Origin of the sequence: Clostridioides sp. ES-W-0018-02, assembly GCF_020658175.1 — a bacterium.
GTDB lineage: Bacteria > Bacillota > Clostridia > Peptostreptococcales > Peptostreptococcaceae > Clostridioides.
The window spans coordinates 132,507-147,758 of sequence record NZ_JACVVY010000007.1; the positions used below are offsets into that span (position 1 = coordinate 132,507).

Annotated in this window: 17 protein-coding genes and 1 rRNA gene; 12 read left to right on the forward strand and 6 right to left on the reverse strand. The window is 28.5% G+C overall.

Features of this window, described 5'->3' with window-relative positions:
* Window positions 1-56 precede the first annotated feature (56 nt).
* From mnmE to rpmH, 6 genes are all read right to left on the reverse strand, one after another.
* Entirely contained in the window at window positions 57-1,436 is a 1,380-nt protein-coding gene (gene mnmE / locus IC219_RS15710) for a tRNA uridine-5-carboxymethylaminomethyl(34) synthesis GTPase MnmE (protein ID WP_227825085.1), read from the reverse strand.
* A gap of 109 nt (window positions 1,437-1,545) precedes the next feature.
* Window positions 1,546-2,175, reverse strand: a complete 630-nt coding sequence (jag, locus tag IC219_RS15715; protein ID WP_227825086.1) for an RNA-binding cell elongation regulator Jag/EloR — start codon at window positions 2,173-2,175, stop codon at window positions 1,546-1,548.
* Window positions 2,144-2,851, reverse strand: coding sequence for a YidC/Oxa1 family membrane protein insertase (locus tag IC219_RS15720; protein ID WP_227436572.1), 708 nt, complete (start codon window positions 2,849-2,851; stop codon window positions 2,144-2,146). The genes jag and IC219_RS15720 overlap by 32 nt, the downstream gene beginning before the upstream one ends.
* Window positions 2,852-2,882: 31 nt before the next feature.
* The gene (gene yidD, locus IC219_RS15725) at window positions 2,883-3,134 is read right to left on the reverse strand and encodes a membrane protein insertion efficiency factor YidD (RefSeq protein ID WP_227436574.1); all 252 of its coding nucleotides are present in this window, start codon (window positions 3,132-3,134) and stop codon (window positions 2,883-2,885) included.
* A gap of 32 nt (window positions 3,135-3,166) precedes the next feature.
* On the reverse strand, window positions 3,167-3,511 hold the full coding sequence (gene rnpA / locus IC219_RS15730; RefSeq protein WP_227436576.1) for a ribonuclease P protein component: 345 nt from the start codon (window positions 3,509-3,511) through the stop codon (window positions 3,167-3,169).
* 77 nt (window positions 3,512-3,588) lie between these two features.
* Window positions 3,589-3,726 carry a 50S ribosomal protein L34 gene (rpmH, locus tag IC219_RS15735; RefSeq protein ID WP_003420485.1) on the reverse strand — a complete coding sequence of 46 codons (138 nt, stop codon included), beginning with the start codon at window positions 3,724-3,726 and terminating at the stop codon, window positions 3,589-3,591.
* A gap of 658 nt (window positions 3,727-4,384) precedes the next feature.
* On the opposite strand from rpmH, the gene dnaA reads away from it, so the two are divergent.
* The 12 genes from dnaA to IC219_RS15795 all read left to right on the forward strand — a co-directional run.
* On the forward strand, window positions 4,385-5,704 hold the full coding sequence (gene dnaA, locus IC219_RS15740) for a chromosomal replication initiator protein DnaA (protein ID WP_255613010.1): 1,320 nt from the start codon (window positions 4,385-4,387) through the stop codon (window positions 5,702-5,704).
* Between the two features lie 231 nt (window positions 5,705-5,935).
* Window positions 5,936-7,042: a DNA polymerase III subunit beta gene (gene dnaN / locus IC219_RS15745; RefSeq protein WP_227436578.1), complete on the forward strand. Its 1,107-nt coding sequence runs from the start codon at window positions 5,936-5,938 to the stop codon at window positions 7,040-7,042.
* Between the two features lie 137 nt (window positions 7,043-7,179).
* Window positions 7,180-7,386: a S4 domain-containing protein YaaA gene (yaaA, locus tag IC219_RS15750; protein WP_227436580.1), complete on the forward strand. Its 207-nt coding sequence runs from the start codon at window positions 7,180-7,182 to the stop codon at window positions 7,384-7,386.
* A 16-nt stretch (window positions 7,387-7,402) separates the two neighbouring features.
* Window positions 7,403-8,518 (forward strand): DNA replication/repair protein RecF, encoded by a 1,116-nt coding sequence (gene recF, locus IC219_RS15755; RefSeq protein WP_227436582.1) that lies wholly within the window; start codon window positions 7,403-7,405, stop codon window positions 8,516-8,518.
* Window positions 8,519-10,420 (forward strand): DNA topoisomerase (ATP-hydrolyzing) subunit B, encoded by a 1,902-nt coding sequence (gyrB, locus tag IC219_RS15760; protein WP_227436584.1) that lies wholly within the window; start codon window positions 8,519-8,521, stop codon window positions 10,418-10,420.
* 19 nt (window positions 10,421-10,439) lie between these two features.
* The gene (gene gyrA, locus IC219_RS15765; protein WP_227436586.1) at window positions 10,440-12,866 is read left to right on the forward strand and encodes a DNA gyrase subunit A; all 2,427 of its coding nucleotides are present in this window, start codon (window positions 10,440-10,442) and stop codon (window positions 12,864-12,866) included.
* A gap of 68 nt (window positions 12,867-12,934) precedes the next feature.
* The gene (locus IC219_RS15770) at window positions 12,935-13,231 is read left to right on the forward strand and encodes a YtxH domain-containing protein (protein WP_227436588.1); all 297 of its coding nucleotides are present in this window, start codon (window positions 12,935-12,937) and stop codon (window positions 13,229-13,231) included.
* Complete coding sequence (locus tag IC219_RS15775) at window positions 13,231-13,491, forward strand: hypothetical protein (protein ID WP_054272124.1); 261 nt, start codon at window positions 13,231-13,233, stop codon at window positions 13,489-13,491. Before IC219_RS15770 ends, IC219_RS15775 begins: the two co-directional genes overlap by 1 nt.
* Before the next feature lie 11 nt (window positions 13,492-13,502).
* Window positions 13,503-13,820 carry an STAS domain-containing protein gene (locus IC219_RS15780; protein ID WP_227436590.1) on the forward strand — a complete coding sequence of 106 codons (318 nt, stop codon included), beginning with the start codon at window positions 13,503-13,505 and terminating at the stop codon, window positions 13,818-13,820.
* 3 nt (window positions 13,821-13,823) lie between these two features.
* Window positions 13,824-14,231: an ATP-binding protein gene (locus IC219_RS15785; RefSeq protein ID WP_227831492.1), complete on the forward strand. Its 408-nt coding sequence runs from the start codon at window positions 13,824-13,826 to the stop codon at window positions 14,229-14,231.
* The gene (locus IC219_RS15790; RefSeq protein ID WP_227436593.1) at window positions 14,231-15,004 is read left to right on the forward strand and encodes a SigB/SigF/SigG family RNA polymerase sigma factor; all 774 of its coding nucleotides are present in this window, start codon (window positions 14,231-14,233) and stop codon (window positions 15,002-15,004) included. Before IC219_RS15785 ends, IC219_RS15790 begins: the two co-directional genes overlap by 1 nt.
* A 181-nt stretch (window positions 15,005-15,185) precedes the next feature.
* Window positions 15,186-15,252 (forward strand): 16S ribosomal RNA (locus tag IC219_RS15795); the annotation flags it as partial.

The window sequence follows — 15,252 nt, forward strand, 5'->3', positions numbered from 1 at the left end:
CAATAAAAAATGAAATTTATTACTTCTATATTTTCTTTCCTTTTGTATTTTACATCCTATTTTCCTATACAGAAGTTATGGAATATATTATCTAGTAAATCTTCTGTTACTGTATCTCCATTAATATATCCAAGGTAGTCCCATATATTTTTTAAATCTACTTCTACAAAGTCAAATGGCATACTTTGTTCTAGAGCAATTAAAGCATCTGTTGCAGACTTATATGCCTTACCAAGTGCATCCTTATGTCTAGAATTAGTTACTATTAAACTAGAATTGTTTTTGATACTTCCTTTATATACCATAGACTCTATCTTATCTTGTAATGCTTCTATGCCTTCTTGCTGTAAAGCTGATATTCTTATTATACTATTATTTTCTACATATTTAAGTATTTTTTCTTCTTCAATCTCTTGTTTTAAGTCATTTTTATTTAATAGTACTATTGTTTGTTTATCTTTAAGCTTCTTTAATATTTCTATATCTTCTTCTGACAACTTTCTTGATGCATCTAAAACCATTATAATTAAATCAGCACTTGTAAATGATTCTTTAGATTTCTCAACTCCTATTTTTTCAACTATATCATCAGTATCTCTTATACCTGCTGTATCAACTATCTTAAGAGGTATACCTTTTATATTAACAAATTCCTCTATAACATCTCTAGTAGTTCCTGGTATGTCTGTAACTATAGCTCTATTTTCTCCCAAAATAGAGTTAAGCAGTGAAGATTTTCCTACATTTGGTTTCCCAACAATTACTGTTTTCAAGCCTTCTCTAAGTATTTTCCCACTTTCAGCTGTATCATATAATTTTTTAATTTCTTTTTTAAGTTCACCAGTTTTATCCTTAAGCGTTTGATATGTTATATGTTCAATATCTTCTTCAGGATAATCTATAGCAACTTCTACATGTGCCAGTATCTCAGTAACTTTATCTCTTAAGTCTCTTATCTTCTTTGATAGAGAACCCTCTAACTGGTTTTGAGCAACTTCATGAGCTATATCAGTTTTTGCCTTTATAACATCTATTACTGCTTCTGCTTGAGATAAATCTATTCTTCCGTTTAAAAATGCTCTTTTAGTAAACTCCCCAGCTTCTGCCAATCTAACATCTTTAGATAATATTAGTTCTAAAATTTTCTTTACTGAAATAAATCCACCATGGCAATTTATTTCTATAACATCTTCTCCTGTGTATGAATTGGGCCCCTTCATATATGCCAATAATACTTCATCTATTGCATTTTCATTATCTACAATATTTCCATATATTAATGTTCTTTTATTATAATCTTTTATACTCTTTCCTGACATGGATTTAAAGATTTCTTCTGCAACTTTTAAAGCTTTTTCTCCACTTATTCTCAGTATACCTATACCACCTTCTCCAGGTGCTGTAGCTATAGCCGCTATTGTATCATCTATAAACAAATTTATCACCTCTTAATTTATAATTTTTACATATAGATTTATTTTTGACCAATTACAATGATTTAATAAGATTAAAAAATAAAACCCCCTAATGTTTAGGAGGTTGATTTTATCTTTTACACTCAATTACTAATCTTCTATATGGATCGGTTCCTTCACTATATGTAATTACATATTTGTCATTTTGAAGGGCTGAATGTATTATTCTTCTCTCATATGGATTCATATAATCTAATTTTTTAGTTTTTCTTGTTTTCGCTACTTCTCTAGCAACCTTATTAGCATATCTTATTAAAGATTCTTCTCTTTTTGACCTATAGTTTTCTATATCTACAAGTACTCTTGTATGAGAGTCTTTATTTATTTTATTAAGAGCTAATCCAGTTAAAAATTGAATAGAATCTAAAGTTTCCCCTCTTCTACCAATTAAACTTGCAGCTTCTTTGCCTTCAATATCAACCATGATTAAATTATCTTTTTGAGATACATTGACTTTGGCATCAACATTTGCATTTTTCAACATTACCTCTATAAAATTTTTAGCTACATCTAGTTCCCTTTCAATAACAAAAATTTCATAGGTACCATCTTTAGCACCTATAAAACCTAAAAACCCCTTGCTTGGATTTTCTAGTATTTCTACCTCTATATCCTCTACTTTTAAATTTAAATCTGCTATCGCCTTATTTATAGCTTCTTCTTTACTTTTACTTTTTATTAATTTTAGGCTTTTTCTCATTAACTTTTTCCTCCTTAGAGTTAGCAGCCAGCTTAGCTTTTAAAGGATTCATTATTAAGTAATACTGAGCTATTGAGAATAAGTTACTTACTGTCCAGTACAATGTAAGTCCTGCTGGGAATATAAATCCCCAATAGAAAGACATCCCTGCCATTACATATGTCATTACTTTCATAGAGCCTTGTAGTTGGTCCTTTGGAGTCATTACCTTTTGCATTACATATGCACTTGCTCCTGAAAATACTGCTAATACATAATCTGGTGCTGTTAAACTTTTTATCCATAAAAACCCATTGTCAGCTGCCATAAATGCAGCTTGATTTGCAAAAACGCCATGAGCAACTGGCTCTCTTAAAACGCTAAATAATCCTATTAATATAGGAAACTGTATTAATAAAGGTAAACAACCAGATAGTGGATTAATTTTAGCTTCTCCATATAACTTAACAATTTCTTCATTTTGTTTTTCTGGCTTATTTTTATATTTTTCTTGTATCTCTTTTATACGAGGTTGTATATCTTGCATTGCCTTTGTTGACTTAGTCTGTTTAACTGTTAATGGTAGTAAAATAATCTTTACAAGTATAGTAAAAATTATTATAGAAATACCATAGTGGTTAACAAATTCAAATATTACCTTAAGAATTAATCCTAAGAAATTTCCTATTATATTCAATTTTTTTATACCTCCTAATAGTTACTCTCTTTTATTTTAGAGGGTCGTAACCTCCTGGATGAAAAGGATGACATTTTAGAAGTCTTCTTATTGTTAAGTACATACCTTTTACAAATCCATATTTTTTAAATGCCTCTATTGAATATTGTGAGCAAGTTGGATAGAATCTACAAGTAGGTCCCTTTAAGGGAGATATATACTTTTGATAAAATTTTACTAAATAAATACATAAATTCGATAAATACCTACTTATTTCCTTTAATATATAAATTATTTTATTCAAAATTATTAACCTCCATATTTATAGCATACAATTTAAAGAGAAATATCCGTTCTTTTAACTAAATTTTTTATAGACTTGTCTATCTCTTTAAAACTAGCATCTTTACTAGATACTCTTGCTATAAATACTATATCATATCCAGGCTTAATTTTTTCATCAATATTTAATCTGTAGACTTCTTTTATTAATCTTCTTACTCTATTTCTAGTGATAGCTTTTCCTACTTTCTTTGAAACAGAAATACCTATTCTACTATAATCTGATTTATTTTTAAGTATATATATTACTAAATATCTGTTTGCAAAAGATTTGCCGTGTTTATATACTTTTCTAAAATCAGAGTCTTTTTTTAACCCCTTTGTCCTATTAAAGTCCATAGTTAACCTCCATAAACACAGCTATGCATTGTAATTATTTACACAAAAAGGCCACCTTTGCAGCGGCCCTTTTGTAATTAATGAGTTAATCTATTTCTTCCTTTAGCTCTTCTTCTTTTTAACACGTTTCTTCCGTTAGACGTCTTCATTCTTTTTCTGAAACCATGTTCTTTACTTCTTTGTCTCTTTTTTGGTTGATAAGTTCTTTTACTCATTATTTTGCACCGCCTTTCAGATTTCATTTTCCGTTTATAAAAATAATAACTTTACCCTCAAAGTAAACATAACACATATAATTATAAATACTTTTACTATCGTTGTCAACGAGTTTTTGGTATGCTTGCATCACAAAATCTACCATATATATATTATGTATTTTTTTTATTGAAAATACTAGTAAAAATCTATTTAATTTTATTCTAAATTATTTTTTTCAATTATATACACAAATAAAGCAAATTTAACATGTTTATATTTTTATCAACAATTAGTTAATATTGTGGATAAATTAGTTACAAATCATTGAAGTTTGACATATATTTTGATATTATAAATATACTTGTTGATAATGTGTATAAATGTTATCAACTTATTAAAAATTATTCACAGCTTGTGGATACTTTTGTGTATAACTTTTAAGATTACTGACAATACTCTAGTTATAATCACCATTTATTGTATGTTTATGTTATTTATAACTTTATCTACATATTGTTTATATCTTTTCATATTTTTTTAATAATTTATACTATTATTAATTTATCAACACCATTATCCATAAATTTAGTTATTCTGTAAAATTTATATATATTTTTGCTTTTCTGTTAATAACTTTGTGGAAAATATTAATTATTCTGTTCGGAGGTTTATATTATGGATATAGTTTCTTTATGGGACAAAACCCTGCAATTAATAAAAGGTGACTTAACTTCAGTAAGTTTTAATACCTTTTTTAAAAACATCGTACCATTAAAAATACATCTTAATGACTTGATACTACTAGCTCCTAGTGATTTTAATAAAGATATTCTAGAAAATAGATATTTGCATTTAATTGAAGATGCTATAAATCAACTGTCATTAAAAAAGTATAATATTAAATTTGTATTGAGCGAAAAAGAAGTTGCTGACCTAAATTCTGATAGTGCAGATTTAAATTATAGAGTACTTTACCCTAACCTGAATCCAAAATACACATTTGATACGTTCGTTATTGGTAATAGCAATAGATTTGCTCATGCTGCATGTGTTGCAGTTGCTGAATCTCCTGCTAAAGCTTACAATCCACTTTTTTTGTATGGAGGGGTTGGCTTAGGTAAAACTCATTTAATGCACGCTATTGGACATCATATTGTCAGCCAAAAAAAAGATTCAAAAGTTGTTTATGTTTCTTCAGAAAAATTTACTAATGAACTTATAAACTCTATAAAAGATGATAAAAATGAAGAATTTAGAAATAAATATAGAAATGTAGATGTCTTATTAATTGATGATATTCAATTTATAGCTGGGAAGGAAAGAACTCAAGAAGAGTTTTTCCATACATTTAATACTCTTCATGAGGCAAATAAACAAATAATTATCTCTAGTGATAGACCACCAAAAGATATACCTACACTAGAAGATAGATTAAGATCGAGATTTGAAATGGGACTTATAACTGATATTCAGGCACCAGACTTTGAAACAAGGATTGCTATCCTTAGAAAAAAGGCTCAACTAGAACGTATAGAAGTGCCAAACGAAGTTATGTCATATATAGCAAAAAATATTAAGTCAAATATAAGAGAACTAGAAGGTGCCTTAACTAGAGTAGTTGCTTACTCTTCTCTTAGTAATAGAGTGATATCTTTTGATCTTGCTACAGAAGCTTTAAAAGATATTATAACAACTTCTAAAAATGAAGAAATCAATGTGCTTAGAATAAAAGAAAAAGTTTCTTCTGTATTCAATTTAAAAATGGAAGATTTTAATTCTAAAAAAAGAACTCGTTCAATAGCTTTTCCAAGACAAATAGCTATGTATTTAACGCGCGAACTTACTGATTTGTCTCTCCCTAAAATAGGTGAAGAATTTGGAGGAAGAGATCATACAACAGTAATTCATGCTCATGATAAAGTATCTAGAGACATAGAAGAAAGCGAAGAAATTAAGACTAAAATAGACAAAATTATATCAGATTTAAAGGGATAATTTATACACAATTGTCTGTTTATATCTATTGAATAACTTTTTTATATTAAAATTTATTAACAAATAATTAAGTATAAAATAACAAAGATATCAACATCTTATACACATGTTGATATCTTTGCATTTATAATGTTACATGTACTTATTAACATTATCAACAACACCTACTACTATTACTACTATGATTTTAACTTATTTTTTTATATAAAAAGCCAGAGGAGGTTATCCACATTGAAAATAATTTGTAATCAAAAAATCCTAGCAAATAGAATCGGGATTGCTCAAAAAGCTATTAATGGAAAAACAACTATAGAACTATTAAAGGGTATACTTATATCTACAGAAGAAGGCCAGTTAAAACTTACTGGATATGATGCGGAGATAGGAATAGAAACTTATGTACAAGCAGAGATTATAGAAAAAGGTGATGTTGTTGTAGATGCAAGATTATTTGGAGATATAATTAGAAAATTACCAGATTCTTTTGTTGAGATAGAAACAGATTCAGAAAATAATATTTACATAAATTGTGTAAATTCAAGATTTAAAATTAAAGGATATGCAGCTAAAGAATTTCCTAAACTACCAGAATTAAATGAAGAAGATTTATACAGCATACCTCAAGAACTCCTAAAAAATATGATTAAACAAACTGTATTTGCTATTTCACAAGACCAAACAAAACCTGTTTTAATGGGAGAACTTCTAGAAATTGTAGATAAAAATTTAAATCTAGTAGCAATTGATGGCTATAGATTAGCTGTAAAAAGCTGTTCAGTTGATAGTTTAACTGAAAATATAAAAGTAATAATTCCAGGAAAGACACTTATAGATGTAAATAGCTTGCTTTCTGGAGAAGATAATGTTAAAGTTGGATTTAACGAAAAAAATGCTATTTTTATAATTAATGATACAAAAATTATTACAAGATTACTTGAAGGAGATTTTATTGATTATAAAAAATTATTGCCAAGAGAGCATAATAGTAGAGTAAAGTTAAATACTAAAGAACTTTTAAATAGTATAGAAAGAGCATCTTTATTGTCTCAATCAGAAAAAAATAACCTTATAAAATTATCTATAAGGGATAAAGTAATGGCAATTACTTCTAATACAGAAAAAGGAAATGTCTATGAAGAAGTTGAAATAGATTTAGATGGAGATTATTTAGATATAGCTTTTAACTCTCGATACTTTATTGAAGGATTGAAAAATATAGATAATGAGGAAATATTTATAGAATTTACTACAAATGTAAATCCTTGTATAATTAAACCAACAGATGATATTAATTATATTTACTTATTACTTCCAGTAAGAATATCATCTAATATATAGTAGATATTAAGGAGTTGTCTTTTGTAGAAAAATTTTTCTAATCTTAGGCAACTCCTTTTGCAAGTATTTTTATGGTATAATATACTTTTAGTATATTAATACCTATTTACCTAAAATAATGGCAAGGAGGAACTCTTATGACTGAAATAACTATAGAATCAGACTATATAAAGTTAGATCAATTCCTAAAACTAGCAGAGATTGCATCAACTGGAGGTCATGCAAAATTTTTAATTCAAGAAGGTTTAGTGACTGTAAATGATGAAATAGAATTAAGAAGAGGGAAAAAGATAAAATCAGGAGATATAGTTGAGATAGAAGGAACTAAAATAAAAGTATTGTAAAAAAGGAGAACTTTTTGTGAAACTTAAAAGTTTGCAGCTTGTTAATTTTAGAAATTATGAAAAGTTGCATCTGGAATTTAATGGTAAAGTGAATCTTCTTGTTGGAAAAAATGGTCAAGGAAAGACAAATATAGTAGAATCTATTTATATGCTTTCTTTTGGCAAGTCATTTAGAACCAACAAAGATAGAGAAATGGTTAGATTTAATAGTGAAAATTTATATGTTGGAGGAAGTTTTTCAAAATATAATAAATATAGTCTAATAGAGCTAATTATTGGAAAAGATAAAAAGGGGATACGAATAAATAAAGTTCCTTTGCAAAAAATGCAGGAATTACTTGGCAACTTAAATGTTGTCATATTTTCACCTGAAGATTTAAGACTGGTTAAAGAAGGTCCTAAAGAGAGAAGGACTTTCATAGATAAAGAGATTAGCCAAATTATTCCTAAATATTATAATTATCTTACTAATTACAATAAAATACTTTCTCAAAGAAGTAGAGTTCTAAAAAGCATGCATGTTGATGAAGCTTTATTAGATGTATATGATGATACACTAGCAAAATACGGAAGTTATATTTATATTTTACGCAGAGACTTTATAAAAAAGATAGCTAATATATCTGAACATATGCATATGAATTTGACTAATGGAGTTGAAAAATTATCAATCAAATATAAAACTCAAATAAATATAACTGACGAAGATACTATAGAAACAGTATATAATAAATTTTTAGCCAAGTTGTCATCAAATAGACCTAATGATATAGAATCTAGAACTACTAGATATGGTATACACAAAGATGACTTAAATATATTCATAAATGATTTAGATGCAAGACTTTTTGGTTCACAAGGTCAACAAAGAACTGCTTCAATATCATTAAAGCTATCAGAGATAGAATTAATAAAAAATGAGGTTGAAGAATATCCAGTATTAATTTTAGATGATGTTTTTAGTGAGTTAGATGAAGCAAGACAAAAACTTTTAGTAAATAATTTAAGCAATGTTCAAATGTTTATAACAAGTGCTGAAATTTCACATAAAAAAATATTTGATGAAAAGGATGTTACAATATTTAATATTGAAAACGGCAATGTTATTAGCATAGAGAATGGAGGAAATTAAATGAAACAAGAATACGGTGCAAGTCAGATACAGGTATTAGAGGGATTAGAGGCCGTTAGAAAAAGACCAGGTATGTATATTGGTAGTACAAGCCCAAGAGGTTTACACCACTTAGTTTATGAAGTTGTAGATAATAGTATCGATGAGGCTTTACAAGGCTATTGTTCAAATATATATGTATCTATTAATGAAGATGGCAGTATTTTAGTAAAAGATGACGGAAGAGGTATCCCAGTCGAAACACATCCTAAGACTGGAAAATCGACTTTAGAAACAGTATTAACTAATCTTCATGCAGGAGGAAAATTTGGAGGCGGAGGATATAAAGTATCTGGAGGTCTTCATGGAGTTGGTGTTTCTGTAGTTAATGCATTATCAAAATGGATGATAGCAGAAGTTTATTTAAATGGAAAAATATATAAGCAGACATATGAAAAAGGTCTACCAACATCTAAGATTGAGATAGTTGGAGAATCTCAAAGTACAGGAACAATAATTCAATTTATGCCTGACGCTACTATATTTGATGAAATAGAGTTTAAATATGAAACATTAGAATATAGACTTAGAGAACTTTCTTTTTTAAATAAAGGAATAAAAATAGTATTTGAAGATAAAAGAGAAAATCAAGAAAAAAGAAAAGAATTTCACTATACAGGTGGTCTAGTAGAATATATTAAGTATTTAAATAAATCTAGAACTGGAATACATGATGACATAGTTTATATAGATAAAAAAGTTGATGATTGTATTGTCGAATTAGCTATGCAATATACGGATGGTTATACAGAGAACATATATTCTTTTGCAAATAATATAAATACGCATGAAGGAGGAGCTCATTTAAGTGGATTCAAAGCAGCTCTTACTAAAACTGTAAATGATTATGCTAAAAGAAATAAATTCTTAAAAGAAAATGATGTTAACTTATTAGGTGAAGATATAAGAGAAGGACTTACAGCTGTAGTATCAGTTAAATTACCAGAACCTCAATTTGAAGGACAAACTAAAACAAAACTAGGTAATAGTTTTATGAGAGGTGTAGTTGATAGTGTAACAGTTGATGAACTTGGCTCTTTCTTAGAGGAAAATCCAGCAACAGCTAGAATAATAGTTGATAAAGCTTTGAGAGCACAAAGAGCTAGAGAAGCTGCAAAGAAAGCAAGAGAATTAACAAGAAGAAAGAGTGTTTTAGAAAGCACATCTTTACCTGGAAAATTAGCAGATTGTGCAGAAAAAGATCCTGCTAAAAGTGAAATATTCTTAGTCGAAGGAGATTCAGCGGGAGGTTCCGCAAAACAAGGTAGAGATAGAAATAGCCAAGCGATACTTCCATTAAGAGGTAAGATACTTAATGTCGAAAAATCAAGACTAGATAGAATATTATCTTCAGACGAAATAAAAAATATGATAACAGCTTATGGTTGTGGTATAGGAGAAGATTTTGATATAGATAAGGCTAGATATCATAAAATTATAATTATGACCGATGCCGATGTAGATGGAGCTCATATAAGAACTTTGCTATTAACATTCTTCTTTAGATACATGAGACCTCTTATAGATGAGGGGTATGTTTATGCAGCACAACCTCCTTTATATAAAGTAACAAAGCAAAAAAAGGAACATTATGTTTATTCAGATAAAGAATTAAATGTTTTATTAGATGAAATTGGAAGAAATGGTGCAGAACTTCAAAGATATAAAGGTCTTGGAGAGATGAATGCAGAACAATTATGGGATACCACTATGAATCCTGATACAAGAACTTTATTGCAAGTAACTGTAGAAGATGCTGCAATTGCAGATGAAGTATTTTCAATGCTTATGGGTGATAAGGTTGCTCCAAGAAAAGAATTTATAGAAGAAAATGCAAGATTCGTTAGAAACTTAGATATATAGAGAGAGGGGATTAGTATACATGGAAGAAAATAACAAAATACTCCCTATTGAAATAGCGGAAGAAATGAAAAAATCTTATATCGATTATTCGATGAGTGTTATAGCTGGACGTGCTCTTCCTGATGTTAGAGATGGTCTAAAGCCAGTTCACAGAAGAATACTATACTCAATGAGTGAATTAAACTTAACACCAGATAAACCATATAGAAAGTCAGCCCGTATTGTTGGGGACGTTTTAGGTAAGTACCATCCACATGGAGATACTGCTGTTTATTTTGCAATGGTTAGAATGGCTCAAGACTTTTCAACTAGAGCACTTTTAGTAGATGGTCATGGTAACTTTGGTTCTGTTGATGGAGACTCACCAGCGGCAATGCGTTATACAGAAGCTAAGATGAGTAAATTATCATTAGAATTATTAAGAGATATAGAAAAAGAAACTGTAGATTTTAAACCAAACTTTGATGAATCATTAAAAGAACCTTCAGTACTACCAGCAAGGTATCCCAATCTATTAGTGAATGGGTCTAATGGTATAGCTGTTGGGATGGCAACTTCAATACCTCCACATAACTTAGCTGAAGTAATTGATGCAACTGTACATTTGATTGACAATCCAGATTGTAGTGTTGAGGACTTAATAAAATTTATACAAGGTCCAGATTTTCCTACAGCTGCAATTATAATGGGAAAAGAGAATATAGCAGAGGCATATAGAACTGGAAGAGGTAAAGTTAAGGTTAGATCTAGAGCTTTTATAGAAGAACTTCCAAAAGGAAAACAACAGATAATAGTTACAGAAATACCTTATCAAGTAAATAAAGCTAAATTAGTTGAGAGAATAGCTGAGTTAGTTAAAGAAAAAAGAATAGAAGGTATATCAGATTTAAGAGACGAAAGTAATAGAAATGGTATGAGAATTGTTATAGAATTAAAGAGAGATGCTAATGCTAATATAGTATTAAATAATCTGTATAAACATTCTCAAATGGAAGATACATTTAGTATAATAATGCTTGCTCTTGTAGATGGTCAACCAAGAGTTTTAAATCTTAAGCAAATACTATATCATTATATTAAACATCAAGAAGATGTTGTTACAAGAAGAACTAAATTTGAATTAAACAAAGCTGAAGCAAGAGCACATATTTTAGAAGGATTAAAAATTGCTTTAGATAATATAGATGCTGTTATAAGCTTGATAAGAGCTTCAAAAACAGGCCAAGAAGCTAAGATAGGTTTAGTAGAAAAATTCAATCTAACTGAGATTCAAGCTCAAGCTATACTAGATATGAGACTTCAAAGACTTACAGGTCTAGAAAGAGATAAGATAGAAGCTGAGTATGAAGACTTAATAAAGAAAATAAATAGATTAAAAGAAATTTTGGCTGATGAAAGATTACTTTTAAATGTAATAAAAGATGAAATGACAATAATAAAAGAAAATTATTCTGATGAAAGAAGAACAGAAATAAGACATGCTGAAGGCGAGATAGATATGAGAGATCTTATAAGTGATGAGGAAATAGCCATAACTCTTACTCACTTTGGATATATAAAAAGACTTCCATCTGATACTTATAAGAGCCAAAAAAGAGGTGGAAGAGGTATCTCAGCACTTACAACTAGAGAAGAGGACTTTGTAAGACATTTGATAACTACAACTACTCATAGTAGATTACTGTTCTTTACAAATAAGGGTAGAGTATTTAAATTAAATGCATATGAAATACCTGAAGGTAAGAGACAAGCAAAAGGTACTGCTATAGTAAACTTACTTCAATTGTCAGCAGACGAAAAGATTGCAACTTTAATACCTATAGATGGTAATGATGAAAATGAATATTTATTACTTACAACTAAAAAAGGTATCGTTAAAAAGACTAAACGAGAAGAGTTTAAAAATATAAACAAATCTGGTCTTATTGCTATAGGTTTAAGAGATGATGATGAACTTATTGGAGTAGAGCTAACAGATGGAAAACAGGAAGTACTTTTAGTAACTAATGAAGGTATGTCTATAAGGTTTGATGAAAATGATATAAGATATATGGGTAGAACAGCAATGGGTGTAAAAGGTATAACTTTAAGTAAAAAAGACTTTGTTGTATCTATGAATCTTTGTAGTAAAGGTACAGATGTATTAGTTGTCAGTAGAAATGGTTTTGGTAAAAGAACAAATATAGAAGAATATAGAAGCCAAATAAGAGCTGGAAAAGGAATTAAAACTTATAACATATCTGAAAAAACTGGTACAATTGTTGGTGCAGAGATGGTCAATGAAGATGATGAGATAATGATTATAAATTCTGATGGAGTTCTTATTAGAATAAGAGTTAATGAAATTTCACTATTTGGAAGGGTTACAAGTGGTGTTAAATTAATGAAGACTAATGAAGAAGTGAATGTAGTTTCGATTGCTAAAATAAATATTGAAGAAGAATAGGATAAATATCCTATTCTTTTTGTATAATGTACTTAGATAAAAATTTAAAATTGAAAGGAGTAGTTGTTATGTGTAATAAAAGAGGTTGTAAAAAAGGTGGATTTTTATTAATAGGAGCCATTTTAGGTTTTATATTTGGTATGTTTCTTGCACCAAAAAAAGGTTCTGAGTTAAGAAAAGAGACAAAAGATAAGTTTGATAAAGTGAAAGAAAACCCAAAAGAAGTTCTACATGAAACATTTAATGATGTTAAAGAGAGAATAATAACTTTAGTAGATGATGATAATAATGAAGAAGATATAAAAATTTCAGAAGAAGATATAGTAATAAGTAAAAGTTTTGACGACGAGGGAGATGTTAACTAATGAATGCATGGGGGTGGCAAATAGGAGCAGTGTTAGTAGGTAGTTCGGCTCTTATAGTAGCAATTTATTTAGCTAAAACTCTAAATAGTTTAAATAAAGTTGTTGAAAAAGCTTATAAGATTGTAGATTACAATGAAAGACATATACAAGATATTGTTGAAAATGCATCATCAATATCAAAGGGAATAGATGATATAGTTTATGTAATTAATAAGATATTGAGTATAGGTAATATATTTAAAATTATTAAGAGAAAATAGGAGGTTTTTACATGTCTATGAATATAGATTCAAATTTAGATTCTCAAAATAAGTTTTGGAATGTTTGTATTGATGGAGAACTTGATGTCTCTACAGCAGATAAATTAAAAGAACATTTACATGGTTTAATAGAAAGAAACATGTTGGATGTAAAGATTAATCTTAAAGATTTAGATTATATAGATTCTACAGGTTTAGGAGCTATGATAGGTGTTTTAAAAAAACTAAAAATAAATGAAAAAGAGATATACATAGTAAATCCTAAGAGTAATGTTAGGAAAATTTTTACTATAACAGGTCTAGATAAAATATTTAAAGTGGAGGGATAAATTTTGGCTTGTGAAACTATAAAGATGGAAATTACTACAAATCCAGATTATGTAGGCATAATAAGATTAACAGCGTCTGGGATTGCAAATAAAATGGGGTTTCCAATAGATGAGATAGAAGATATAAAGGTAGCAGTATCAGAGGCATGTACCAATGCAATAAAACACAGTAATGATGATGTATTCAATATAGTATTTAATATTTTAGACGATGCAATTAATATAGAGATTCAAGATAATGGAAAAGGATATGATGTTAGCTCAATAAGTACACCAGATTTAGAGAATCCAAAAGAAAGTGGTCTTGGATTATTTATAATTAAAACTTTAATGGATGATGTAGATATTGAATCAGAATGTAATCAAGGAACAAAAATAAAAATGACTAAGTATTTAGGAGTTGATATTTAATGAAAAATGTAGCTAATGCTACACATTACCTAAATATGGATACAAAAGAGCTATTTAATTTATATAATACAAATAAAAACGTAGATATCAGGAATATTCTTATTGAAAGACATCTATATTTAGCAAGGTTGTTAGCTAAAAAGTATATAAACAAGGGTGTTGATTTTGAAGACATATATCAAGTTGCTTCATTAGCATTAATTTATGCTATTGATAGATATGATGTTGAAAAGGGATTTGAATTCTCCAGTTTTGCAACACCAACTATAGTAGGAGAAATTAAAAAATATTTTAGAGATAAAGTATGGACACTTAGAGTACCAAGAAGAATACAAGAATTAAGCAAAAAGATAAGTGATGCGAAAATTAAACTAGAGCAAGAAAATAAAAAACATCCAAAGGTAAAAGATATCGCTGACTATATAGGAGTTAGTGAAGAAGATGTACTAGAGGCTATGGAAGCATCTTATGGTTATCAACCTATGTCTTTAGATTCATCAAGTAATGATGATTCAGAAGACAAAGACATAACTCTTATTGATAAAATAGGAAAAGAAGAAGGTAATTTCGGAAGTATAGAATACGAAGATTTTATTAATAAGTTTATTGAAACTTTAAATGAGTTAGAAGTAAAAATATTTAAAGATAGATTTTTCTTCGATAAAACCCAGTCTAGTATAGCTAAAGAATTAGATATATCTCAAATGACTGTTTCTCGCTTAGAAAAAAAGGTCGTAGAAAAGCTAAAAAAAGAATATGAAAAAAATTTCTAAAAAATAATAAAAAAAGTATTGACCTACTGTTTGAATGATGGTATAGTATTACTTGTCCTTGAAAAAAAGGAACAAGAAAAAATACGAACATTGAAAATTAAACAGTAGGTTAATTTATATTAAGAAACAAACCATAAAGCCAGATATTTAGATAACAATAGTATCTGAGCCTGATAAACTTTTATTTGAGAGTTTGATCCTGGCTCAGGATGAACGCTGGCGGCGTGCCTAACACATGCAAGTTGAGC

Coding starts and splice junctions, on each gene's coding strand:
- jag (WP_227825086.1), bottom strand. CDS start 2,175: ATGAGAAAAAGCCTAAAATTAATAAAAAGTAAAAGTAAAGAAGAAGCT.
- dnaA (WP_255613010.1), top strand. CDS start 4,385: ATGGATATAGTTTCTTTATGGGACAAAACCCTGCAATTAATAAAAGGT.
- IC219_RS15775 (WP_054272124.1), top strand. CDS start 13,231: ATGAATGCATGGGGGTGGCAAATAGGAGCAGTGTTAGTAGGTAGTTCG.
- rnpA (WP_227436576.1), bottom strand. CDS start 3,511: ATGGACTTTAATAGGACAAAGGGGTTAAAAAAAGACTCTGATTTTAGA.
- gyrA (WP_227436586.1), top strand. CDS start 10,440: ATGGAAGAAAATAACAAAATACTCCCTATTGAAATAGCGGAAGAAATG.
- IC219_RS15790 (WP_227436593.1), top strand. CDS start 14,231: ATGAAAAATGTAGCTAATGCTACACATTACCTAAATATGGATACAAAA.
- yaaA (WP_227436580.1), top strand. CDS start 7,180: ATGACTGAAATAACTATAGAATCAGACTATATAAAGTTAGATCAATTC.
- IC219_RS15780 (WP_227436590.1), top strand. CDS start 13,503: ATGTCTATGAATATAGATTCAAATTTAGATTCTCAAAATAAGTTTTGG.
- rpmH (WP_003420485.1), bottom strand. CDS start 3,726: ATGAGTAAAAGAACTTATCAACCAAAAAAGAGACAAAGAAGTAAAGAA.
- IC219_RS15770 (WP_227436588.1), top strand. CDS start 12,935: ATGTGTAATAAAAGAGGTTGTAAAAAAGGTGGATTTTTATTAATAGGA.
- gyrB (WP_227436584.1), top strand. CDS start 8,519: ATGAAACAAGAATACGGTGCAAGTCAGATACAGGTATTAGAGGGATTA.